At 32.9% G+C, this 24,412-nt stretch carries 24 protein-coding genes and 1 pseudogene; 10 read left to right on the top strand and 15 right to left on the bottom strand.

Annotation, left to right across the window (positions count from 1 at the left end):
* Positions 1-60 precede the first annotated feature (60 nt).
* Together UIB65_RS07970 and pheT are read left to right on the top strand one after the other, a co-directional pair.
* On the top strand, positions 61-417 hold the full coding sequence (locus tag UIB65_RS07970; protein WP_296803851.1) for a hypothetical protein: 357 nt from the start codon (positions 61-63) through the stop codon (positions 415-417).
* Between the two features lie 22 nt (positions 418-439).
* Complete coding sequence (pheT, locus tag UIB65_RS07965) at positions 440-2,098, top strand: phenylalanine--tRNA ligase subunit beta (RefSeq protein ID WP_330040793.1); 1,659 nt, start codon at positions 440-442, stop codon at positions 2,096-2,098.
* Positions 2,099-2,116: 18 nt separating this feature from the next.
* Here the strand turns inward: pheT and UIB65_RS07960 are convergent, their stop codons facing one another.
* The 3 genes from UIB65_RS07960 to UIB65_RS07950 are packed head-to-tail and all read right to left on the bottom strand — an operon-like array spanning position 2,117 to position 4,467.
* A complete protein-coding gene (locus UIB65_RS07960; protein ID WP_330040791.1) occupies positions 2,117-2,257 on the bottom strand; it encodes a hypothetical protein in 141 nt (46 codons plus the stop codon).
* The gene (locus UIB65_RS07955; RefSeq protein WP_330040790.1) at positions 2,258-2,662 is read right to left on the bottom strand and encodes a secondary thiamine-phosphate synthase enzyme YjbQ; all 405 of its coding nucleotides are present in this window, start codon (positions 2,660-2,662) and stop codon (positions 2,258-2,260) included. It lies immediately after the preceding gene.
* A 59-nt stretch (positions 2,663-2,721) separates the two neighbouring features.
* A complete protein-coding gene (locus tag UIB65_RS07950; protein WP_330040789.1) occupies positions 2,722-4,467 on the bottom strand; it encodes a right-handed parallel beta-helix repeat-containing protein in 1,746 nt (581 codons plus the stop codon).
* Positions 4,468-4,809: 342 nt separating this feature from the next.
* On the opposite strand from UIB65_RS07950, the gene UIB65_RS07945 reads away from it, so the two are divergent.
* Complete coding sequence (locus UIB65_RS07945) at positions 4,810-7,767, top strand: NosD domain-containing protein (RefSeq protein WP_330040788.1); 2,958 nt, start codon at positions 4,810-4,812, stop codon at positions 7,765-7,767.
* A gap of 47 nt (positions 7,768-7,814) precedes the next feature.
* On the opposite strand, the gene UIB65_RS07940 is transcribed toward UIB65_RS07945, so the two are convergent.
* From UIB65_RS07940 to UIB65_RS07925, 4 genes are read right to left on the bottom strand one after another with little or no spacing between them, the layout of a single operon-like run.
* Positions 7,815-8,033 (bottom strand): hypothetical protein, encoded by a 219-nt coding sequence (locus tag UIB65_RS07940; protein WP_330040787.1) that lies wholly within the window; start codon positions 8,031-8,033, stop codon positions 7,815-7,817.
* 8 nt (positions 8,034-8,041) lie between these two features.
* Complete coding sequence (gene rpiA, locus UIB65_RS07935) at positions 8,042-8,728, bottom strand: ribose-5-phosphate isomerase RpiA (RefSeq protein ID WP_330040785.1); 687 nt, start codon at positions 8,726-8,728, stop codon at positions 8,042-8,044.
* The gene (locus tag UIB65_RS07930) at positions 8,729-9,166 is read right to left on the bottom strand and encodes a UPF0179 family protein (RefSeq protein WP_330040784.1); all 438 of its coding nucleotides are present in this window, start codon (positions 9,164-9,166) and stop codon (positions 8,729-8,731) included.
* Complete coding sequence (locus UIB65_RS07925; protein ID WP_330040782.1) at positions 9,167-10,210, bottom strand: NAD(P)-dependent glycerol-1-phosphate dehydrogenase; 1,044 nt, start codon at positions 10,208-10,210, stop codon at positions 9,167-9,169.
* A gap of 170 nt (positions 10,211-10,380) precedes the next feature.
* Here UIB65_RS07925 and proS point away from each other — a divergent pair, with 170 nt between their 5' ends.
* Genes proS through thiD form a run of 3 tightly spaced genes read left to right on the top strand, consistent with a single transcriptional unit; the run spans position 10,381 to position 13,201 of the window.
* Positions 10,381-11,784, top strand: a complete 1,404-nt coding sequence (gene proS, locus UIB65_RS07920) for a proline--tRNA ligase (protein ID WP_330040781.1) — start codon at positions 10,381-10,383, stop codon at positions 11,782-11,784.
* Between the two features lie 7 nt (positions 11,785-11,791).
* Positions 11,792-12,466, top strand: a complete 675-nt coding sequence (gene cofC, locus UIB65_RS07915; RefSeq protein WP_330040779.1) for a 2-phospho-L-lactate guanylyltransferase — start codon at positions 11,792-11,794, stop codon at positions 12,464-12,466.
* Positions 12,467-13,201 carry a bifunctional hydroxymethylpyrimidine kinase/phosphomethylpyrimidine kinase gene (gene thiD, locus UIB65_RS07910; protein ID WP_330040778.1) on the top strand — a complete coding sequence of 245 codons (735 nt, stop codon included), beginning with the start codon at positions 12,467-12,469 and terminating at the stop codon, positions 13,199-13,201.
* Between the two features lie 37 nt (positions 13,202-13,238).
* Here thiD and UIB65_RS07905 read toward each other — a convergent pair whose 3' ends face one another.
* The 5 genes from UIB65_RS07905 to UIB65_RS07885 form a co-directional block, all read right to left on the bottom strand.
* The gene (locus UIB65_RS07905; RefSeq protein WP_330040776.1) at positions 13,239-13,991 is read right to left on the bottom strand and encodes an ABC transporter ATP-binding protein; all 753 of its coding nucleotides are present in this window, start codon (positions 13,989-13,991) and stop codon (positions 13,239-13,241) included.
* Positions 13,992-14,000: 9 nt separating this feature from the next.
* The gene (locus tag UIB65_RS07900; protein WP_330040775.1) at positions 14,001-14,750 is read right to left on the bottom strand and encodes an ABC transporter permease; all 750 of its coding nucleotides are present in this window, start codon (positions 14,748-14,750) and stop codon (positions 14,001-14,003) included.
* Between the two features lie 89 nt (positions 14,751-14,839).
* Positions 14,840-16,987, bottom strand: a complete 2,148-nt coding sequence (locus tag UIB65_RS07895) for a heavy metal translocating P-type ATPase (RefSeq protein WP_330040774.1) — start codon at positions 16,985-16,987, stop codon at positions 14,840-14,842.
* 26 nt (positions 16,988-17,013) lie between these two features.
* The gene (locus tag UIB65_RS07890; protein WP_330040773.1) at positions 17,014-17,283 is read right to left on the bottom strand and encodes a DUF6110 family protein; all 270 of its coding nucleotides are present in this window, start codon (positions 17,281-17,283) and stop codon (positions 17,014-17,016) included.
* Positions 17,284-17,698: 415 nt separating this feature from the next.
* Positions 17,699-17,980, bottom strand: coding sequence for a 4Fe-4S binding protein (locus tag UIB65_RS07885; RefSeq protein ID WP_330040772.1), 282 nt, complete (start codon positions 17,978-17,980; stop codon positions 17,699-17,701).
* A gap of 128 nt (positions 17,981-18,108) precedes the next feature.
* Between UIB65_RS07885 and UIB65_RS07880 the strand changes: the two genes are divergently transcribed.
* From UIB65_RS07880 to UIB65_RS07865, 4 genes and pseudogenes are all read left to right on the top strand, one after another.
* Positions 18,109-19,041: a type II CAAX endopeptidase family protein gene (locus tag UIB65_RS07880; protein ID WP_330040771.1), complete on the top strand. Its 933-nt coding sequence runs from the start codon at positions 18,109-18,111 to the stop codon at positions 19,039-19,041.
* Between the two features lie 161 nt (positions 19,042-19,202).
* Positions 19,203-19,598 (top strand): hypothetical protein, encoded by a 396-nt coding sequence (locus UIB65_RS07875; protein WP_330040770.1) that lies wholly within the window; start codon positions 19,203-19,205, stop codon positions 19,596-19,598.
* On the top strand, positions 19,571-19,846 hold the full coding sequence (locus UIB65_RS07870; RefSeq protein WP_330040769.1) for a hypothetical protein: 276 nt from the start codon (positions 19,571-19,573) through the stop codon (positions 19,844-19,846). Before UIB65_RS07875 ends, UIB65_RS07870 begins: the two co-directional genes overlap by 28 nt.
* A 23-nt stretch (positions 19,847-19,869) precedes the next feature.
* Positions 19,870-21,465 (top strand): annotated as a pseudogene (locus UIB65_RS07865) (hypothetical protein); the annotation flags it as partial.
* A gap of 216 nt (positions 21,466-21,681) precedes the next feature.
* Here UIB65_RS07865 and UIB65_RS07860 read toward each other — a convergent pair.
* The 3 genes from UIB65_RS07860 to pdxS all read right to left on the bottom strand — a co-directional run bounded on the left by UIB65_RS07860 (position 21,682) and on the right by pdxS (position 24,101).
* Positions 21,682-22,032 carry a carboxymuconolactone decarboxylase family protein gene (locus tag UIB65_RS07860; RefSeq protein ID WP_296803872.1) on the bottom strand — a complete coding sequence of 117 codons (351 nt, stop codon included), beginning with the start codon at positions 22,030-22,032 and terminating at the stop codon, positions 21,682-21,684.
* 555 nt (positions 22,033-22,587) lie between these two features.
* Positions 22,588-23,178, bottom strand: a complete 591-nt coding sequence (gene pdxT, locus UIB65_RS07855; protein ID WP_330040767.1) for a pyridoxal 5'-phosphate synthase glutaminase subunit PdxT — start codon at positions 23,176-23,178, stop codon at positions 22,588-22,590.
* Between the two features lie 38 nt (positions 23,179-23,216).
* Complete coding sequence (pdxS, locus tag UIB65_RS07850; protein WP_295727335.1) at positions 23,217-24,101, bottom strand: pyridoxal 5'-phosphate synthase lyase subunit PdxS; 885 nt, start codon at positions 24,099-24,101, stop codon at positions 23,217-23,219.
* Positions 24,102-24,412 lie beyond the last annotated feature (311 nt).

The following is a 24,412-nucleotide window of genomic DNA, read 5'->3' as shown; positions in this document are numbered from 1 at the left end:
GATATTATATACAAAAATCATATTATTAATATTATCAATAAATCAAAGGACTGTATAAAAATGAACTTAATATGGTTTTATGTTGCTATTGTATTAGCTATAAGTGATATTTTGCACACACACATTATGTGGAAAGTTTTCAACAATTTCTACATAATACTGGGAGGTTTGATTCAACAAACTACCAAAACAACTTGGCAGACCTGGTTAGCACATGAAATAATGGAAGCAGGATTCCATTTCATCGTATTGTCAATAGTATTCTTAAATCCAATTATTGGAATTTTAGCAGCCCTAATTCATTTTGTAATTGATGTTTCACATACCGTATTAATACGAGATATGGGCGAACTAGAACATAGAGCATTACATTTTGTAATAGAATCTCTATTTTTCATAATGATTTTTGGATTATAAAAATAAATAATGGAGTTATTAAATGCCAGTTATTACATTTAAATATCAAGATTTAAAAGACTTAGGAATAGATATGGAAAAAGATGAGCTAATAGATACACTGCCAATGATGTCCAGTGACATCGAGGACTATGACGATGAAGAAATCAAGGTTGAATTCTTCCCTAACAGACCAGATAATTTATCCGTTGAGGGAGTGGCTAGGTCTTTTAAAGGATTTATCGGCCAAGAAATTGGTTTTCCAGAATATGAATTAGAAGATTCCGAAGAATATGTTGAAGTGGATGAAGATGTGGCAAAAATCAGACCATTTATCGGATTTGCCAAAATAGATAACGTTGATTTTACTGGCGATAAACTCAAATACATCATGGACTTCCAGGAAAACCTCCATTGGGTAATTGGAAGAGACAGGAAAAAAGTAGCTATCGGTATCCATAATGCAGATGTTGTAAATGCTCCATTCAAATATATTGCAACACCAAAAGACGCCAATGCTTTTGTTCCTTTAGAAAAAGACTTTGAAATGACCCCTAATGAAATATTAACCCAACATGATAAAGGGGTTGATTATGCTCATTTAATCCAAGACTTTGACAAATATCCATTAATTCTTGATAAAGACGATAATGTATTATCCATGCCTCCAATCATCAACGGTGAGTTGACAAAAATCAAGGAAGACACTAAGAACATTATTGTTGATGTTACCGGAACTGATGAAAGGGCAGTTAATCAGGCATTGAATATCATCTGCTGCTCCTTTGCAGAAGTTGGCGGTCAAATTAAAACAATGGAAGTCCGATACTCCGATAAAACCATCAAAACTCCAGATTTAACCCCTCAAGAAATGAACGTTCATGTCGATACCGCAAATAGTTTAATCGGCGGAACTAAACTTACCGCTGAAGACATTAAAGAATTGTTATTGAAAGCACGTTTTGATGCTGAAATAATCAATGATAATGAAGTTAAAGCTATCATACCAGCATATAGAGTTGACATATTACATGAGGTAGATGTCGTTGAAAATATCGCAGTGCAATATCACATAAATTCCGTTGAAGCAAAATTGCCTGAAATCAATACAGTTGCTTATGAAAACAACTGGTTTAAAGCAGAAAGCACCATCCGTGAAGTAATGATTGGACTGGGATTTCAGGAAGTTATGAGCCTAATGCTAACCAATGAGGAAGCACACTATGAAAAAATGAATCAGCCGGAAGAAGACCATGTTCAAGTTGCAAGACCTATTACCATCGACAGAACCATGATTAGAACTAGTTTGATTAATAGCTTAATGGAATTTTTAGAGGACAACAAGCATGAGGATTTACCTCAAAAAATCTTTGAAATCGGAGATATACTATACTTGGATGAATCCAAAGAAAACAAAACCAGATCTTCTAAAAAATTGGCTGCATTGATTTGTCATTCAACTGCAAACTTTACAGAAATCAAATCAGTGATGACAAGTGTTTTAAGCAATCTTGGCTACACCATGGAAATAAGTGACAGCGAAAATAAGACATTCATTGAAGGTAGAGTAGCTGACGTAACCGGCGAATCCCAAAAAGGCACAATCAAAGGGTTCTTTGGAGAAGTTTCACCTGAAGTGATTACCAATTTCACTTTAGAATATCCGGTCATTGCTTTTGAAATAGAATTCATCAACAAATGAATTCTTAAATTCTTTTTTTTAATACCACAATTTTCTCATCTGTGTTTCAATTTCAGAGTAATTGTTCACAGCTGGTGAAGCATCATAATTACTGAAAATAGCTATCAAAATCAGCAATAGTATAATAATAACTATTAGAATTATTGTCCATTTCTGCAATTATTCACCAACCATTGTCAAAGTTACTGTTCTTGTACTTCTTGGTCCATCTAGTTCAATGAAAAAAACTGATTGCCATGTGCCCAAATCAAGTTTTCCATTTTCAATAGGTAAAGTTTCACTTGAAGAAAGCAAAAAAGATTTCAAATGTGACCTTGCATTATTGTCGATTCTATCATGACTATATGAAAATTTATCATCAATTAAATTATCTAATGTAAATTCCAAATCTTTTAAAAGACCTGATTCATTTTCATTAACCACAATGGCAGAAGTAGAGTGTTTTGAAAAAATTGAAATGATTCCTTTATCAATGTCAATCAGATTATTAATTTGTGAAGTGATATCAATAATTTCAAAGCTTTTGTTAGTATCGATTTTTAAAGAATAAGATTTGACTGTCATTACTAATAATTTATTGAAACATGTTAATATAACTAAAAGAAAAAAAAAGAAAAAGGATATTAAAATTCTTCTTTATTTAATCTACTTCGATATCCATAGATTAACAGCCCCATTATAGATAATAGGCACATCACTATAAGTCCGGAAGTATTTGTAAGTTCTTTTGATGTTGTTACCTGAGGAACAATTTCAAATGATTTTCCTTCCTTAGCAGTTTCGCCACTTCCGCTGTCCCCTGCATTTAAATCCCCATTAGATAATGCATCATGTCCATTATCAGATGTATCCTGAGAAGGAATATTGGAACTGTTGGTTCCATAGTTACCTGATTCCTGTGAATTTGCCACATGGGATCCTGAAGAATTTCCTCCTTGTGAATTACCTTGGTAATTTGAATTTCCATTCACATCAGAGGTTCCTTCATTTCCATCATTATTTTGGGAACCTGATTGTCCATCACTTGAGGGTGTTGATTTTGAATCAATTGACTCGCCTTTTTCTCCGGAAGCATGAAAATCATACTTGTAATACTGACCACCGATTTCGACCTTCACATCATGGTCAACAGTGGGGTCCAAATCCTTGACAACAGTTGCCTGTCCATCATTAACTGTAACAGTGTATCTATTCCCATCTACTTCAACATTTGTTTGAAAAGTTGCAAATTCATTTACGGCCCTACCTGATGAATCTCTTAATTGAAGTGAGAGAGTGTTACTTATGGATAATGTATCCAAATTCATTAAAGATGCCAAAAGCCTTGGACATACGAAAGTATTTGAAGGGTCATTTGAATCATACCAGTTTTGACCCAATTCAAAGTTTTCATTTTCCCAGTAATTTTTTGCCTGATAGAATTCATTATGAGCTAAATAATTATATTCAACCTTAAGTATTGTGCTTCCAGAACTTTTAAATCCGGAACCCAGTAAAAAACCATTGCCGGTTTCAAATCCTCCCATGCTTGAACGTGGATCTTTTCTGTTATTTGTTAAGGAATTTGTTTTAACCACATCATTGGATGATGTTGAGTTGACATAAATTCCATTAGTGTTCTCGAAAACATTATTTCTGTTAATTAATGTATGGGAAGATTTATTAAATGTTGAAATACCATTCAAATTATTGTGATGAACAGTATTGTTGGTAATATTACAATAATATATGTTGGAAGTTTCTATTCCAGATAATCCATTATATGAAATCATATTTTTAGATACTAATGAATTTTTTACATCCTTAAGCTGCAAACCATTTTGACTAGCTTTCGAGATATAATTGTCTGATACAGTAATTTTATCAGAATTTTTTACCAAAATACAATTTTTTCCGCCAACAACCAAATTATCTTTAACTAAAACATTTTTTGTATTGTCCACAATAACACCGCAATCACTATTGGATGCAACTATAGTTATTCCAGACAATACACTACCTGCTGATTTTGATGTGAAATAAAATCCGAAAGTTTTATCCAAACCTAAATTCTTTGCTTTATCAGTTAATTTATCAGAAGAATATACAATACTTGCATTTTTAGAAAGTATATTTAATTTCTTATCCACAACTAAAGAAATATCATTATATTCCTTGTCCGTAAACACAAATGTATCCCCATCTTTTGCATTATCAAATTTTGATTGAATCTCATCATTTGATATGTCATTAGCAATATTTTGATAAGTATTACTTCCATAGGAAAGGCTTGTCATATTGTTATCTTCAATGCTAACTGCACTAACTGAAGAAACAAAGAATAAGAATAATAATGAGAATATAAAAATACTAAATACTTTTTTATCCATATTAAAAACTTCCCAATTTTTATTTTTATATATTAATCCTTAAAAATGGAATAAAATTTTAAAAACAAAAAAATTATCCATATGCAAAATATTGATTAACATTTAAAATTTTGATGACAAACATATATAAATCTAACCAATATAACAGCATTATATCATGAATAATCGACGACATAACCATTATTTCATAAAATTAGAATACTTAACAATGTTATATTAAAAATTCAAGACTTTTCCATTTAAATAATATAAAAATCAATATATAATCAATTACTTATCGATAGAATCAAAGTTATGGATAAAAATAAGTAATTATGATATAATTAATTTAGAGAGGAGAAAATGAATAATAAAAATTTAATATTAGTAATTACACTAGTATTGATTGTATTTTTTGCTACAAGCGCAGTATCCGCTAAAAACATGACAGATACTGTTGAAGATAACGAAGTGTTAGGCAATGCAGAAATTACAATCGAAACTACAGACACTAATAATCAAATTCAAACTAAAATAAATAGTTTAAATGACGGAGATACTTTAAACTTCCAAACAGGAGAGTATAAAGACATCTGTATTTATGTAAACAAAAGCATCACAATCAATGGTAACGGTTCTACATTATACGGATATGACAGACCATCTGCAAATACCACTCCTGAAATAATCATGAATAAAACCACAGAAGGAGGATATGCAATTGCAAACCTCGCAACATTATACATCCTTAAAACTGATGGTTTAGTTTTAAAAGACATTAAAATAGTTGCAGGCCAAAACAGTGGAACCGATAAGGGAGCCGATTCCAGATACAGCAATTGTGTAATCTACAATTATTTCTCAAACCATACAACAATTACAAACACCAGCATAACCGGATGCTCCTGGGGTATCTGGTTCCAAAATTGTGCTGATGGAATTATAGAAAACAATAAAGTACAAAACCAGTTAATTACCGGAATATTTAACTTCCAGTCACCAAGAACAATAATCAGAAACAACACAGTAACTAATGCCAAAAACCACGGAATCGATGTAAGGCATGGTGTTGGACCAAACGTTAAAGTTTTAAACAATACAGTAATTGGGTCAAAAGAAGGAATTTACTTATTACACTCAGCAAAACATGTCGTGACTGGAAATACAATAATGAATTGTAGCCTAAGCTCAATTACATGTTGCGGCGCTAGCCACATAACTATCAAAAATAATAGATTATTAAATTCAAGGATTGGAGTTCTTTTAGGTGGAGGTCAACCTGTTGGTGGTGCTTACACAGGATATAACAACATTACCATTGGTGAAAACGAATGGAAATTAGACAACTTACCAATGCCACCCTCATTTGTATTTTATGTCGCTGAAGCAAAAGGAGACTATGCAAGTACCTCTGCAATGATGGGTACTTACACTGACAGTGGATTAACCAATATAACATATGTTGAATATAACGGAATTGAAACACCTACACCAGTTGTTGTTGATTATGATGCAATTTTAAAACCAACCGGTAAAAATGTAACAATTTCTGCTGGAATGACAAATTCCCAAATCCAAACTGCAATTAATGGAATGAATAATGGAGATACATTAATCTTTGAAAAGGATGCAGTATTTGAAGATATCTGTATTTATATTAATAAAAATATTAAAATTATTGGTAATAATGCAACTTTAAAAGGTTTAACAAGTGCAAATAAAGATATAATCAATTCTATAGGATTACCAAATACATACAATGCATTACTTTACTCATCAATCATATATTCAATCAACAACACCAATGCTGTAATAAGCAATTTAAATTTAATCAGCAACTATCCAAATTATTCCAATCCAAATAATGAAGAATACAAAACTGCATGTATTTTCGCAGAAAACAGTAAAAATCTCACAATTACCGGATGTAACATTGATGGAGCATCATGGGGATTATTTGTAGGATTCCAAAAAAATGGCTGTCCTAACTCAATAATTACAAACAACAAAGTATCAAACCAATACACAACAGGCATTATCTGTTTTGGATCACAATTCTCCATTATTGCCAATAATACTGTAACCAATGCTAAAAACCACGGAATCGATGTGAGATTCAAGGCTAATGGATTTAATGTTACTGTATTTAACAATACCATTTCCGGTGCAAAAGAAGGTATTTATCTTTTACATTCTTCCGGACACAAAGTATACGAAAATACTATTTTAAACTCAAAAATCAGTTCAATTACATGTTACGGATCAGGAAATGAATATATTTTCAACAATACATTAAGCGGAAGCAGAATAGCTGTCTTACTTGGTGATGGATACTACAATGTAACTATCGGTCCAAATACCTACAGACCCGACAAATTACCATTCCCCCCAACATTTGAATACTTCATTGTTCAAGGTGAAACCAGATACCAATCTTCTGAAAAAGTAATTGGAACATATAAAGATTCACAAGCTGTAAACTTAACAGCAAATGATGTGACAGTAGGATACAAAAAAGGAACTTTTGAAGTGACTTTAAAAGACAGCAAAGGTAATGCTATATCTGATAAACCAGTAACCATTAACATCAACGGTGAAAAATACATAGCTGTAACTGATTCAAACGGTGCGGCTTCCATTAATTTAACTTTAACTCCAGGAAATTATACTGCGGATATACATACTTCAAGCGATTATTACAACAAAGCAGGCAATGCTGAAGCTACCATTACCGCTAAAGATGATAGGACTACAGTTGCAATAACTGCCAGCGGAAAAACATTCTACCTACAAGCTATTGAAAAAGGCAGCAAATACCAAGTAACTATTAAAGATGCAAACGGTAACCTTTTAGCTAATAAAATCATCACAGCCACATTTAACGGCAAAAACTACAAAACAAAAACCAATCCAAAAGGCATAGCTACTGTGACTCTTAAAGCAACTAAAGTAAGTTCTCTAAAAGCTACCGTTAAATTCGCTGGTGATAATCAATATAAAGCAGCTAGTAAAACTGCAACAATCAAAGTCACTAAAGAAGCATCCAAATTAACTGCATCTAAAAAGACTTTCAAAGCTAAAACCAAAACTAAAAAATACGCTGTAACCTTAAAGTCCAAATCTGGTAAAGCAATCTCAAAAGTAAAAGTTACCCTCAAAGTAAAAGGTAAAACTTACACAGCAACCACCAATGCAAAAGGTAAAGCTACCTTTAAAATTACAAAATTAACTAAAAAAGGCAAACACACAGCTGTTGTCAAATTTACAGGTAACAAATACTTTACCGGAAAAACAGTTAAACAAAAAATAACAATAAAATAAAGAGATTTTAATTAATCTCTTTTAATTTTTCTTTTTTTAAAATAGGATTAGTACATATTCCTACGGGAATATGCAATATACACTACGAATATCCCAATCAAAATTAAAACTATTTGTGGAAATATTGCAAAAAATATTGAAGGAATAACATTTAATTCAGCTAAAAGCCATAATACACCATAAATTACAATTAAAATACCCAATAACATTGCAATTTTGTAACCCATATCCCTCAAATCAGGAAAACCACCATAAGGTATTGGCATCAAATCACCTACAATTCTTTAGTTCCATCTTCAGTTCCGATAATGACCTTATCAACCATCTGTGAAAATATACCGTTTTCAACAACACCAGGAATTGTATTCAAGTCAATTTCCAAATGCTCAGGAGATTCTATTTTCTCAAATTTGGCATCAATGACAAAATTACCGTTATCGGTTATTACCGGGCCGTCTTTTCTTTGGGCCATCCTTATTTCACATTTAGCCCCCATATCTTCAAGTTCCTTTATGACCATGCGAGATGCATCAGGTAATACCTCAACAGGAACTGGAAATGTACCTAACTCTTCAACGCATTTTGATTCATCGACAATGACAATGAACTCTTTTGCAGCATAGTCAACAATTTTTTCCTTGGTGTGGGCTGCCCCGCCACCTTTAATTAAGTTGAATTCAGAATCCACTTCATCAGCACCGTCCACTGACAAGTCAATGTCATTTTCTTCCAAAGTAGTGATTGGAATATTCCATTGCTTGGCTATTAATAATGATTGAAATGAAGTTGGAATTCCCTTTACGCTAATTCCTTCATCTTTAATTCTCATGCCCACTTTTTCTATAAAGTAATGTGTTGTTGAACCGGTACCCAGTCCTAAAACCATACCATCCTTTACATATTCAGCAGCCTTATAACCTGCATTTTTCTTACTAGAATCATTACTGCTAGCACTTTTCATTTAAATCACAAACCCCAAAGTAAGGTTATTAAGTTTATAACCTTTTTTACATTCTTCCTTATGTTTTCCATTGTTTTCTAAAACAATACATTTGTCTTTTTCCTGTAATCCATCCGGGAAACACAAATCATGAAAATCACACTTCTCATCACAATCATGAGCATCATAAGTAAATGTGGATCCTTCAAAAATATTTTTTGAAGTGGTCAACAGATCAATTTTGGCTCTATCGACTTCAACAGGAACAACAGCCCCCTCAGCATGTATTGGACACTTCTGTTCACTATCCTTAACATCCACTACAACATATTTTCTGTTTAATTCCAAGTTTCCAACGCAAGATGATTTAAACCTACAGTTTTCACACTCATCAGCTGGACCTAGAAAAACAAATTCCTGACCTTTTTTTGCTAAATCTTTACCAATTAATGTTATCATCTAAATCACCTCTGTTTTATAAGCCAGTTCATAAGCTGCTTCTTTTGAAATTCCATTATCTCCTAAAATAGTATATCTTTCAGGTCTGATTTTATGAGCCATTACCAATGCATCAATTACATCCTCTTCAGGAATATTTAATTCCGCCGCAGTAGTTGGAGCCTGAACAGCTTTTAAAGAATTTCTAATTGATTTCCAGTCTCCACCATGAAGATACATCATCAATATTGTACCAATACCACACTGTTCTCCATGTAATGCAGGTTTATCCAAAATCTTATCCAATGCATGTGAGAACAGATGTTCAGATCCGCTAGCCGGCCTTGAAGAGCCTGCAATACTAATTGCCATCCCCCCACTGAACAATGATTTCATGACAATGCGTGCACTGGCTTCAAGATTCGGTTTGATGTTTGCAACATTATCAGTGATTAAATGAGCAGACATGATTGACAGTGCAGCGGCTGATTCACTGATCGGCTCATATTTTAATCTATGAGCCAATTCCCAATCTTTAATAGCTGTAAAGTTAGCAATCAAATCAGCACATCCAGCAGACAATAGTCTGAATGGAGACTGTGCAATTATTTCAGTGTCAGCAATTACAGCGATTGGAGACTGTGCCTTAGCAGATGTGGAAGTATTAGGATTTTTAATTGATGCTAAAGGAGATACAATACCATCATGTGAAGCGGTTGTAGGCATGGATACGAAATAAACACCCTGATTATGTGAAGCCAATTTGGCTACGTCAATTACTTTTCCACCACCGATACCGATAACGGCAGTGTCCTGAGTGATTAACTCTTCAACTTCAGCTATTGAATCATAAGTTGCTTTATTTACTTTAATAACATCCCATTCAATACCCTGTTTATCAAGGCTTTCCATTACAGGTTTTGCACCTATATTATAGGTATGTTCACCCGTAACGATTAAAATCTTTTTATCTAAATGCAAAGACTTACAAATATCTCCAGTATCTTTCAAGATACCCGGATCAATGTAAACTTCACGAGGCATTTGTATTTTCCTATTACTCATAAAAATCTCCTAAAGTAAATTATACATTAATATATATGTATAAAATAATTATAAATAACTTTCTTAAAATTTCCTGAAAAATATTGAAGAATATCTCATAACTATAATCAAATAACTTTAATACTTATTAAAAACAGAATATTTAATATTATAAAATATTATTAGGTGATATGGTGGAAAATTTTGATGAATGGTTTCATGACATTTTAGAACAAGCAGACATAACTGATTCAAGATATCCTATTAAAGGAATGGCAGTTTGGAGACCATACGGTTTTCAGATAAGAAAACATTCCATGAACATTATTAGAAAATTATTGGATAAAGACCATGATGAAGTATTGTTCCCAATGCTTGTTCCTGAAAATGAACTTGCAAAAGAAGGTATACACGTAAAAGGATTCGAAGAGGAAGTGTACTGGGTTACAAAAGGTGGTAAAAGAGATTTAAACGAACATCTTGCACTAAGACCAACCAGTGAGACAGCAATCTATCCTATGTATTCATTATGGATTAGAACACACATTGACCTTCCAATCAAAATGTATCAAATCGTCAATACATTCAGATATGAAACAAAACATACTAGACCTTTAATTAGAGTAAGGGAAATCACTACATTTAAAGAAGCTCACACTGCCCATGCCACTAAAGAAGAATCAGATGAGCAAGTTCAAGATTTTCTTGAAATGTATAAAGAGTTCTTTGATGATTTAGCCATCCCATATTTAATTTCTAAAAGACCAGAATGGGATAAATTCCCTGGGGCAGACTACACAATGGCTTTTGATGTCATCATGCCAAATGGTAAGACATTGCAAATTGGTACCATCCATAATTTAGGTCAAACCTTTGCAAAAACATTTGACATTACCTTCGAAGATAAAGACGGTGAGCACAAACTTGTCTATCAAACCTGTGCAGGAGTATCCGATAGAGTAATCGCATCAGTTATTGGAATTCATGGAGATGACAAAGGTTTACGCCTACCACCTAAAGTATCACCAAATCAAGTTACCATAATTCCAATTTTATTTAAGAAAGGAAAAGAGGAAGTTCTATCCAAATGCAGTGAAATTAAAGAACAGCTCGAAGCAAAAGGATTGAGAGTAAATATTGATGACAGGGACATAAGGCCCGGTAAAAAATTCAACGATTGGGAATTGAAAGGAACACCAATTAAACTTGAACTTGGACCACGCGATTTAGAAAATAACATTACAATAGCTATGAGAAGAGATGAAGAAGAAAAAATCGAACTTGCACTTGATGATTCATTAGCTGACAATGTAGTGGAGTTACTTGAAAAATCATCCGAAGATTTATCCGCACAGGCATGGAGCTTCCAAGAAGATCATATCAAATTTACAGAAAATTTGGATGAAATTTCAGAACTTGTCGAAGCAGGAAACATCGTTAAATTTAACTGGTGTGGAGACGAAGCGATAGGTAAGGAAATTGAAGAAAAAACCGGCTATGATATTTTAGGCATTCAAGAAGAAATATCAGAAGGCAAATGCATAGCCAGTGATAACGATGCCAAATACATTGCTTTAATAGCTAAAACATATTAGTGATATTATGGATAATATCTATGCAATAATTCCAGTCAGCAAGTTCAAAAACGCTAAAACCAGACTTTCCCCTTTCTTATCCGAGAAAGAAAGAGAAAAACTCCTAAAAGTGATGCTGCATGATGTTACCGACACATTGAAAAGATATGTCGATAAAATTTTCATCATAAGCAGGGACGAAGACGTTTTATCCTATGCTGAAAGTCTTAATTTGAACACCATTTTGGAAAATGAAAATTCCAATTTAAACAAAGCATTAACACAGGCAATGAAATTTTGCAAAGGTAAAACCCGAAAAGTCATTATTGTTCCATCAGACATCCCATTAATCGGAAAAACCAATGTTCAAATGCTGATTGATGCTGGAAAGAGCCTCGATTTCATCATTGTCCCCTCAAAAGGAGGTGGAACAAATATGATGATTATGAAACCTATGGGAATACGCACCAAATTTGAAGGATTCAGCTACAAGGAACATGTCAAAGCAGCTGAAAGAAAAAAATTAAATCCACAGGTTCATGATTCATTCTTCATGGCACTGGACGTTAATACTGCTGAAGATTTGGGGGAAATAATGATTCACGGTGAAAAAACCCATACCCGAAAATACTTAAAAGAATTGAAGGTGAAATTCGAACCTTCACGCGGAAGCGAAAGAATAAACGTTAGTCGAGCTGATTAAATGATAGTAATGAGTATCGCTGGCGTTGACCCGTCAGGCGGCGCTGGCGTATTTGCTGATTTGAAAACATTTCAAGCGATTGGAGTTTATGGAACAGGTGTAGTAACTGCTTTGACTGCTCAAAATCCATACAAATTTTTTTCAACAATGCCTGTGAATGAATCATACATTGAAGAGCAAATTGATTCCGTAATGGATTCCTATGAAGTTGAATTCATCAAAACAGGAATGCTATACTCACCGGAAATAATTAAGCTGGTATCCAAAAAGATTAAAGAATATAATCTAAAGGCAGTGATTGATCCTGTAATGGTTGCCACTTCAGGTGGAGATTTAACCAAGGAGGATTTGGCCAATGCAATGAATAGGTATTTGCTTCCACAATGCATTTTAACAACCCCAAACATTTCAGAAGCTGAAAAATTAACTGATTTTAAAATTAACAATGAAAAAGATGCAATAAAAGCCTCTAAAAAAATAAAATGTGACAATATTATTACTGGAGGCCATCTAGATGGTATTAATACAATCAACATAGATGATGAAGTCACAACCGTAAAACAGGAATTAATTGAAACCGATAATCTCCATGGTACCGGCTGCAATCTATCATCAGCCATTGTTGCATATCTGGCAAAAAACAATGATATGAAAACATCAATCTTAAAATCCCTTGATTATGTCTATGAGGGAATTAAAAATGGAAATTACGGAACTTTAATAGCTAAAATATAATGTTAAAAAAAGAAATAAATGAGATATGGTTAAAAAGCTAGTCTCCCATATCTAAATTTTCGACAATGGACTCTTGAAGAGCGATGAACTCTTCAGATTCTCTTTTTCTTGGTCTTTCAATATCTACATTTATGATATTTGCAATTTTACCCGGATTTTTATCCATAATGACAATTTTATCTGCAAGATACACTGCTTCGTCAACATCGTGAGTTACAAAAACAATTGTATTTTCAAATCTTTTCCAAACTCCAATCAGTTGCTCTTGAAGCTTGTGTCTGTTTTGCATATCCAATGCAGAAAACGGCTCATCCATAAGCAAAATCGGCGAATGATTAAGCAAAGATCTAATAATTGCAACCCTTTGTTTCATACCACCTGAAAGTTCATGAGGATAGCTATCTTTAAAGTCAATTAAACCAACACTTGTCAAGTATCTTTCAGCAGCTGCAATATTTTCCTCCTTGTTTCCCTGTTTTGTCATTTCCAAACCAAAAGTTACATTTTGAAGGACGGTTAACCAAGGAAATAGTGAATATTGTTGGAAAATTACGGCCCTGTCACCGGATGGCTTTTCAACGACTTCACCATTGGCAACAATTTCACCTGAAGTAGGTTGATCCAATCCTGCAATCAATCTTAAAAGAGTAGTTTTACCGCAACCTGACGGTCCTAAAAGGCAAATTAACTCCCCATCATTAATAGTTAAATTAATATCCTCCAAAACAGACAATTTATCTGATTTTTTACCTTCAAAGGATTTATTAATATTTTTTACTTCAATTGACATACATAACACCTACCAGAATATCCTGTTTTGAATTCTTGTAAATATAAAGTCGAATACAAGTCCAATTAAACCAATTACAAGCATACCAACGACAGTAGTACCAGTATCAAAGAGATTTGTTGCGGTTAAAATCATATAACCTAAACCACTACTTGAACCAATCATTTCAGCGGAAATTGTACACATCAATGCAATTCCAATACCTACTTTTAAACCGGAAACAATATACGGAACAGTTGAAGGCAAAACCACACGTTTTAAAACATTCCAATCATTAGCTCCCAGAGTTTGAGCTGATTCTACTAAAACCTTGTCGGTTCTTTTAACCCCATCAATAGTATATACCAAAATAGGGAATACGCATCCCATGAAAATTATAAATACTGCAGGAACAGTTCCTATTCCAAACCATAAAATTGAAAATGGAATCCATGCAACAGGAGGAATCGGTCTTAAAATACTGATTACAAAAGTACATAAATCTTCCAAAGTTTTATACCAACCAAGTAAAATCCCAAGGGGAATAGCCACTACAGATGCCAAAATTAAACCTGCAAATACTTTGAATAATGTGTCCAATGTATTGGTGAGCAATTTTCCATTTTGAATAACCACCCATGCGGAATTGACCACATCAAGAGGACTCGGCAATATATATGAAGAAAACAATCCCAAACCATCAGTTATTAAATACCAAAAGAATATTAAAATTATCGGTAAAATTATTGGGACAAACTTATTATTATAATTATTAAACATTTCACCACTTAAATTAAAATTTTTATACATTTAATAATAGGTTAACATAATATAAAAGCTTTAAAAAAAATTAGAAAAAAAGAAAAAAATTATGAAGCGTCAGCCACTTCAATAGCTTCTACTTCAATATCGTTTGAATAATCATTGTCTTTTAAAACAGACTTGGTACTCATTGCACCAAATAACATTGTGGATAAATTATGAATCATTGAAGATGTAGACGGTTGAATTACACCCATTACACCTAAAACCAAAAGTGAACCGTTTACAGCTACAATATTGCGATAGTTAGAGTTAATTTTATCCAACATCCCAACACTTAATTTTCTAAGTGTTACAAGGTCGTACAAATCATCGGACAATAATGATATGTCTGCCACTTCACGGGCAATATCAGATGAATGTTTCATTGAAACAGACACATCTGCTGCAGCCAGTGCAGGTGAATCATTAATACCGTCCCCAACCATAATAACGGTTTTACCTTCTTGTTTAAGTTCTTCTACAATCTTGGATTTGTCTTCTGGAAGTACTTGTGACCTGTATTCAGTAATTCCTAATGCTTTGGCTCCTGCCTTAGCACCGCTTTCACTGTCTCCAGTAAGCATTATGACATTTTCAATACCTAATGATTTTAGCTCTTCTATGACATATTTTGCTTCTTCACGTACAGGGTCATCGATACAAATAAGCCCTTCAAGTTTTCCATCAATGGCCAAGTAAACTACAGAATGTTCTTTAGCTTCTTTTTTAACTTTTCTTTCTTGAGTTTTAGTTACTTTAACTTTCTCATCATCAAATAAGAAGTGTTTTGAACCAATTACTGCACGTTTACCATCATATTCCGTTACAATACCATGAGCTACAATATATTCAACTTCACTGTGGTCCTCCTCATGTTTAAGGCCTTCTTCCTCAGCTTGCTTTACAATTGCAGTGGCAATACTGTGAGCAAAGTGTTCTTCGATACATGCAGCCATTCTTAAAATATCATCACGTTTGTATCTTCTAGACATTGGAATAACTTCAACAACTTTTGGAGTTGCATTAGTCAATGTTCCAGTCTTATCGAAGACAATGGTGTCTGCATTTGCATATGCTTCAAGGAATTTTCCACCTTTAACCATCATCCGGTTATCTGATGCCTCACGCATTGCAGATATTACTGACAACGGTGTAGTTAATTTTATTGCACATGAGAAATCAACCATAAGTACTGACAGTGCTTTTGATGGATTTCTTGTAATCAAGTATGTCAGTGCTGTTGCAAGGAAACTATATGGAACAATTGAATCCGCAAGTTTTTCAGCTTTGCTTTGAGTTTCAGCCTTTAATTCTTCTGAATTTTCAATCAGATCAATGATTTTGTTTAATCTTGTTTCCTTATTCATTGAATAAACTTCAACAATTACATTTCCTTCTTCAACAACAGTTCCGGCATGAACTGTCTTACCTTCAGATTTATGAATAGCCAATGGCTCTCCGGTCATTGAAGCCTCATTGACCATTGCTTCACCATCAACCACTTTTCCATCTACAGGAATTATGTCTCCCATATGGATTTTGATTTTATCTCCCTTATCGATATCCATTGCAGATACCTGTTTTTCTTCACCATCCTCTCCTACTACCCAGACAGTGTCAATATTGAGAGCTAAACTATCTTTTAAAGTACTTTTAGCTTTTTGTACTGTGTAGTCTTCCAATGCATCGGAGATGGACAATAAGAACATCATGGAACTTGCAGGTTGATATTGCTTTTGCAGTAAAGCACCTGCAACTGCAGCACCATCAAGCAGAGCCACATCTACACGGAAACTTGTTAAACTATCCAAACCATACCAGATATATTTTGCCGCACGGAATATTGTTAATGCATTTTTAATCGGCATTGGAAGGAACCATCTTCCAAGCAACCTCCGACCAATCATCTTAGACAATTTCAAATAAAAATCATCAGTAATCTCTTTTGAAACCTGAGTTTGGGTCGGTTCGGCTTCAAAAAGGTCATCGATTGTGATTCCTGCTAAAATGTTAAATATCTTTTGTTTGCTTTCATCATCCCCATCATAGTAAATCAAAATACTACCGTTCCTGTGAGAAGTGAAAACATCATGGATAAACTCATAATCTAAAAGTAATGAAGCGATGCCATAACCTTCCTCTTTAGTGAAGGCCCATTTTCCAGCACGAACTCTTAAACGAGGCGCACTATCATGCATTACTTTAAATTTCATTTTACTACCTTACTAATAAAATAAAATTATTTTTTTGCTTCAACGTAGATTTCTTTTTTGTCTTCTTCGTGAGCATCAACAACAATGTCTTCTGCATTTTCCTTCATATCTTGGAAACATTCTTCAGCATCTTTTTTAGCAGACATTACAGAAGCCATACCTTTGGTTGCTGCATCTTTTACTGTTTCTGATTCCAAAATTTTTTTACCTACAATAGCAGTTGCAATTCCTGCTGCAAAAATCAATGCATGTTTGTGTTCTGTACATTTGTTAATTATATCATCACGTAACATCATTTCACATCCTAAAAAAAATTATTTATTCATTGAAATAATTTAGGTAAAACTAAATTATAACAATTACACTATTAATTATATTCAAAATAATATATATGTTTTAGGCAAACCTAAACATAACCCAATAGTGTATCAATCGTTACTTGAAGCTCAGAAAAAAGTAATTTGATTAAATTGCAAAATAACCTATCAATCACACATCCTCAATTTAATTGTATAAGTTATTTGACATACTATATTAACTAATTCCCCATATATAAATCATTCGATTTTTAAATCTTTTTAGGTAAAACAAAGAATAATATTTAGTTAAACTAAAAAAATAATTTATGTTATCCTAAAAATTGTTTAGCTAAGCCAAAAAACTAGAATCCAATGAAAAATAAGGAATTTTAGCTAATCAAAATAAGAAAAACTACAATTTCACCTGCGTCAGACATCGTGTAGGACATGACATGACACATTGCAGACATTGATTGCAGCGCCTATTATTTAAAGTCCATGTTTTGTTATGCCTGCTTACAGTAATCGCATTATAATGACAAACAAGTTCACATTTTCCACATAATGTGCATTTTTGAATATCTGTTCCAATACGCCATCGTGATTTCTGTGATGACCTTAAAAATTCAGAAAACAAGTGCATACCCAATTCCAAGCCAATTGATGAATGACCCATACCATGTCTACCTTTCATTTTACACACCATATTTTTAGGTATACCTAAATATATAAATGACACTATATAAATATTTTGAAATACCCAAACTATTTATAATTAAAAATAAATAATAATACAAATCTAAAAACTAGATTGGTGATTTTTTGAATATCCATAAAAAATTTTTCTCAAAAATGGGATTTAATTATCTGATTTATGCAATACTTACAATAATAATCCAGATAATTATAATGATTATAATTGGAGCATTAAATTCGAATATAATCGATAATTTCAATTCATTTACCATCCTTTCAGCTATCTGCAACTATATATTGCCGTTTCCAATTTTTATCTATTTGATGAGAAAGATAGATTCGCAAAAACTGGAAAAACAATCATTATCCATTAAAAAATTCATAACATACATTGCAATAACAATAACATTAATGTGGATAGGAAATATCCTAGGATTAGCAATTACAGCCATAATCAGCTTTTTTACACCATTTGAAGTGATTAATCCCGTGCAAACATTAATAAACTCAACCGATATTTGGCTAAATTTATTCCTGATAAGCATAATTGGACCAATTTTTGAAGAAATATTATTTAGAAAGTTGCTAATTGACAGAAGTATAAAATATGGAGCCAAAGTCTCAATACTCTTGTCAGCACTGATATTCGGTTTAATCCATGGAAATCTAAACCAATTTTTCTACGCATTCCTGTTGGGAGGATTTTTTGCATATGTTTATATAAAAACAGGAGAAATAAAGTATACCATAACACTCCACATCATAGTCAACATGATGGGGTCCGTTGTAAGTCTATTTGTTGGAAAAAGTGCACAAAACCTAATTTCCGGAGCAATACAGCCTTTAGATTTGGCCACCATAATAATTTATGTATTGGTAATATTAATTTCATTTTTAATAGCTCTGATAAAGTTGTGTCAATACAAAAAAATCAAATTAGAAGACATTCCTGGAAAAATAACACTATCCCAACCATTTAAAACAGTAATTGTAAATCCAGGAATGCTTTTATTTATCGGATTTTGCATTTTAATGATGATACGCCAAATTCTTTCCTAATTTTTGGACATCACCACAAAAAGGAATTAATTTCTTTTACGGAAAAATATCAAAAGCATATTATATTTTTCAACCGCATCAGTGCTTTGAGCCATCAAAAATGATTAATAATATTGTATAGATATATATTTCTAATTAGAACATTAAATGGAGGAAAAATTATGTTAAACAGTAAATTAATGATAATTGCATTATTTATTATTTCTTTATTGACTGTTTCTGCAGTAAATGCTGAAGATAATTCTACGTTTGACGTTGCAAGTGCAGAAAACCCTAATGAAAAGATAACAATTGAATCCAACAATGGTCTAGTTTCAGACAACAGCAGTATTTCAACCGTCACCCCCGACAATCCCAATGAAAATTCCCATAATGAAAACATATCCACCAATAAGAATAACGTTATTCTAGAAAAAAGCAATGAAGAGACACTAAAAAGTGAAAATCCATTATATGGAATTGTAGATATCGGTTCAAACACTATGGTATTGGAAATATTCAAGATCAAAGATATGGAAAACCTAAATCAGTGTTTTCATTATCTGAAAAATCAGTAACATCCATTTACGTTAAAAACAACAACTTAACAAAAGAAGGCATTGATAAGTTAGTGTCTGTTTTAAAGGATTATAATGAAGCCATGGATTTGGTTAAAGTTAAAACCAAATATATATTTGCAACAGCCAGCCTGAGAAAGATTGACAATACCGAAGAAGTAATAACAGCTGTCAAAAAGAAAGTCGGATTAGACATTCATTTGTTAAGTGGTGAAAAAGAAGCAAGCACCAGTTTTAACTCTCTGTAAAAGATACAGAACTAACAACAAATGATGGAATTATCATTGATTTAGGAGGAGGAAGCTGTGAAGTAATTGATTTTGTAAATAAGACAGTGATAACCTCTGAAAGTATGCCCCTTGGTGTAAGCTCATGCTACACGGAGTATGTCAATGGAATGTTTCCAAATGAAACAGAAGCCAAAGCTATTGAAAACAGAGTATTGTCTGAGCTAAAGAAACTTATTGTAAATAACACCATAAAAAGGAACGATATGTTCGGCATTGGAGGATCCTCTAAAACCCTTAAAAAAGTTTTAGTTTATCTTGAATACATTGATAATGATTCAACCCATATTCCGATTTCCATGTTGGATGAATTATTCGATGAAATCACTGCACCAACAAGAGAGAATTATGAAAGTATATTGAACATCAATGCAGAAAGAATCAATACTTTCATACCAGGTTTAATCATTACAAAAACAATTGCAAAATATTTCAATGTGACATATCTGCATTTCTGTAAAAACGGTGTGAGGGAAGGAATCTTAAACGAAATCATCGCAAATGAAAGCAATGAAACCGGCCATAAGCAGAATGTTTCTTTAAATGTCACAGACATGAACATTAGCTGTGATGAAAATGCAGAAATTTCAATAGTTCTTCCAAACAATGCAACAGGAACAGTTACAGTAAAATTGGATGATAATTCATACACCTCTTCAATTTACAACGGAAGCTGCATAATTGTTCTTCCAAAAATGCAACCAGGAAATCATTCAGCCAAAATCACTTACAGTGGTGATGACAGCTACGAGTCCAATAAAACAAAAATCAACATCCATGTCAAATTAGCATCACTTCATGCATATGACATGACTCGCGCTCAAAACAGTGATTACGACTATCAAATTAAATTGATGGATGAAGATGGAAAAGGCATTTCAAACAAATTGATTTCATTTAATATCTTGTCAAATCAATATTATGCAATGACTGATTGTGACGGCATTGCAAATGTTAAAGCAAACCTAAATACAGACACATATGTGGTACATATATCCTCCGAAATTGCAGGAAATGCAACAAGGACATTGAAAATTGTAAAACGTATTGAAAACAATAGAAATTTAAATGTATATTATGCAAGCAATGCAAATTATAAAGTTCGTATCATTGGAGATGATGGAAATCCCGAAACTGAAGGTCAAACTGTAACCGTCATTATTGACAATAAAAAGAAAAGTCTTGAAACAGATAAAAAAGGAGTTATTGCAGTTGCAATAGACAAAAACTTTAAAGTGGGCACACATACCATTGAAATTCGTTATAAAGGATCAAATGCTAAAAATAAGATTGTTGTAAATCATCTGGTGACTCTTAAATCAACAACTGTCAAAAAATCAGCCAAAAAATTGGTATTGACTGCAAGTTTGGCAAAAGTCAACGGCAAATATCTTAAAAACAAGCAGATTATCTTTAAATTCAATGGAAAAAACTACAAATCAAAAACCAACTCAAATGGTGTTGCAAAGGCTATCATCAAATCAAATGTCTTGAAAAAGCTCAAAGTTGGTAAAAAAGTAGTTTACCAAGCCACATATCTTAAAGACACGGTAAAGAAAACTGCAATAATTAAAAAGTAGATGCATCGACATCTACAAACCTTCTTTTTTTTGACCAATTCATGTTTCAAATATCACCCTTACATTAAAATAAAAACGACATTATTTTCGCAACAAAAAAAAAATTTGGAAGTTAGATTGCTCCAACTTTTCCAGAAAATAATAATTTTAAATTAAACTCTAATTTAAAATATTAAAAGATAATGAAATAATTTATTTTATGCTTAAAACCAAAATTTAAGCTTTATCTTCTCTTTCTTCCTCAATAGCTTCAGTGACACTATTTAAAATTTGAAGTGATTTGGAAAATGCTGGCATACCTGAAGTTAACAGTACAACCCTCAAAACATCAACAATCTCTTCTTTGGTAATGCCCAATACTTCAATTGCACTCCTCATTTGTTTTTTGGTAGCTCTTGGATCTGCACGGGAAGCAGTAATACCAATAGCAATTAATTTTTGAGTTTTATAATCTAAAACCTTACCGTCCCATACAGTATCGTTAATATTAGATACCAATTCAAACAAGTCAGGATGGCTATCTTTTAACTCCCTTATACCTTTCCCATAATATACATCGCCTTTCATACAATAACCTCAATTAATTTTAATTAATAGTATTTTACTTTTTTAAATTATATATAATTAATAGCTACTTTTTCTTTTCATGAATATTAATTCAAAATAGTTGTATAAAGTTGATTGAAAAATATGCATAAATGGTAGAACTTTTTCGTGAGTTTCAATGAAACTATGTTTTCTAACCTCTTTTACAACATCACCATCTTTAACATCACCAATCAACAAAGGAGAATAAGGATTATGCAATTTTTGATTCCTTTTGACCCGCTTCAGGTTAGCGTTGGCATAATAACATTAAATTTATAATCTCTTCTAATTAAATTTCATCACTCAACAAGAAGTCTAAGATATTCATATTTCGTATTCCTCTCTTGACATATTAAACTCATCAATGGATATTATATATTTTTGGATAATTGTCCTTAACCAGAATCATGGGAGGAATTCCCTTTCAATTGTTTCTTCATGAAAAACCTATATGGATAAGTATAAGTTAACAAATTTTAAAAAATTAAAATTGTTGCATTATAAGTTTACAATTTGATTAACTTCTAAAAGCAGTCAATGGTTCAGACTTGTTAAAACTTCTTCAATGAAATATTCATGAATTAAAGTGTCATCTGTTAATTCTGGATGAAATGAAATTGCAATGTTGTGTCCTTGCTGAATGGCTATTATTTCACCATCAAATTCTGACAATATCTTAATATCATTTTTGGACGCATCATAAGATTCAAGTGCCGGTGCTCTAATAAACACACCAGAATACTTTTGATTTAATATTTCAATTTCCGCTTCAAATGAATCCTTCTGCCTTCCATAGGTATTTCTTTTAACAGTTATGTCCATAAGTTCAAGTAGCGGCTGGTTGAAATCTGTTTTTTTGCCAAGAAGCACCATTCCAGCACAAGTTCCAAAGACAGGAATATTATTTTCTTTAATAACTTTATCAATACCCCTTTCCTTAATGAGCTTGCCAATTACAGTACTTTCCCCACCGGATATGATTAATCCATCACATTTTTCAACATCATCACTGTATCTTACTTCTTCCACTTCTATATCGAGTTTTAAGTTTTCAACGGTTTTTCTTGTCATGTCAAAGTGTTCTGAAACTGCACCCTGAAGATTTAGGATTCCGATTTTTACCATCTAAGCACCTTAAAAAATAATTAAAAATATGAGGAATTTTAAATTCCCCTGTCCTGCATTCTGTCGGATTCGCTCAAAGTTGACATTTCCAGACCTTTCATGGCTTCGCCCAATCCTTTGGATACTTCCGCCAATACTTCAGGCTTGTCGTAATTTGCAGTTGCTTCAACTATTGCTTTTGCAAATGCTTCAGGATTGTTTGACTTGAATATTCCTGATCCCACAAAAATGCCGTCGGAACCTAACTGCATCATGAGTGATGCGTCAGCAGGTGTTGCAATTCCTCCTGCAGCAAAGTTGACAACAGGTAATTTGCCCAATTCTGCAGTTTGCTTTACAAGTTCAATTGGAGCTTCGATGTTTCGCGCATATTTCCAGAGTTCCTCTTCCTCCATTCCATGTATTGTTCTGATTTCTCCCATCACCATTCTCATGTGGCGAACTGCTTCTACAATGTTTCCTGTTCCAGGTTCTCCTTTGGTACGAATCATAGCTGCACCTTCGTCAATTCTCCTTAGTGCTTCACCAAGGTTACGTGCACCACATACGAATGGTATTGTAAATTCCTTTTTGTTAATGTGATATTCTTCATCTGCAGGTGTCAACACTTCACTTTCATCAATCATGTCAACTCCTAGGGTTTCCAATATTTGCGCTTCTGCAATATGGCCTATTCTTGCCTTTGCCATTACAGGGATGGATACTGCATCAACCACCTCTTCAACAATTGTTGGATCAGCCATTCTGGCCACTCCCCCAGCTGCACGAATGTCTGCAGGTACCTTCTCAAGTGCCATTACTGCCACCGCCCCTGCATCTTCTGCAATTGAAGCCTGTTCTGCATTCACTACGTCCATAATGACTCCACCTTTTGTCATTTTGGCGAAACCTTCCTTTAACACATCTGTTCCCTTTTCTACCATGTTAATTTCTCCATCATAATATAATATAACAATTGTTATTATTGATTTTAATAATATATAAATGTTACGTTTTTACATACCATGATTAAACAAGCATATAATTTAAAAATAATCTTTTTTAACAGATGCATAATTCTTATGGAAACATTTAAATACTATGAAAATAAAATATCAAGCACCAGACTATTTCTATAACAATAGTTATAAAAAAATTAAATAATATGAAAGAAGGTGAAATTATGTGTAGATGTAAACCAATGGAAGAAAAATATTATCACATGTGTATGCCTTTATTCATGTGTATGTAATAT

Source organism: Methanobrevibacter sp. (genome assembly GCF_036307625.1).
GTDB lineage: Archaea > Methanobacteriota > Methanobacteria > Methanobacteriales > Methanobacteriaceae > Methanocatella.
Note: the sequence above shows the minus strand (reverse complement) of the source record. Positions and strands in the feature narration are given on the sequence as shown.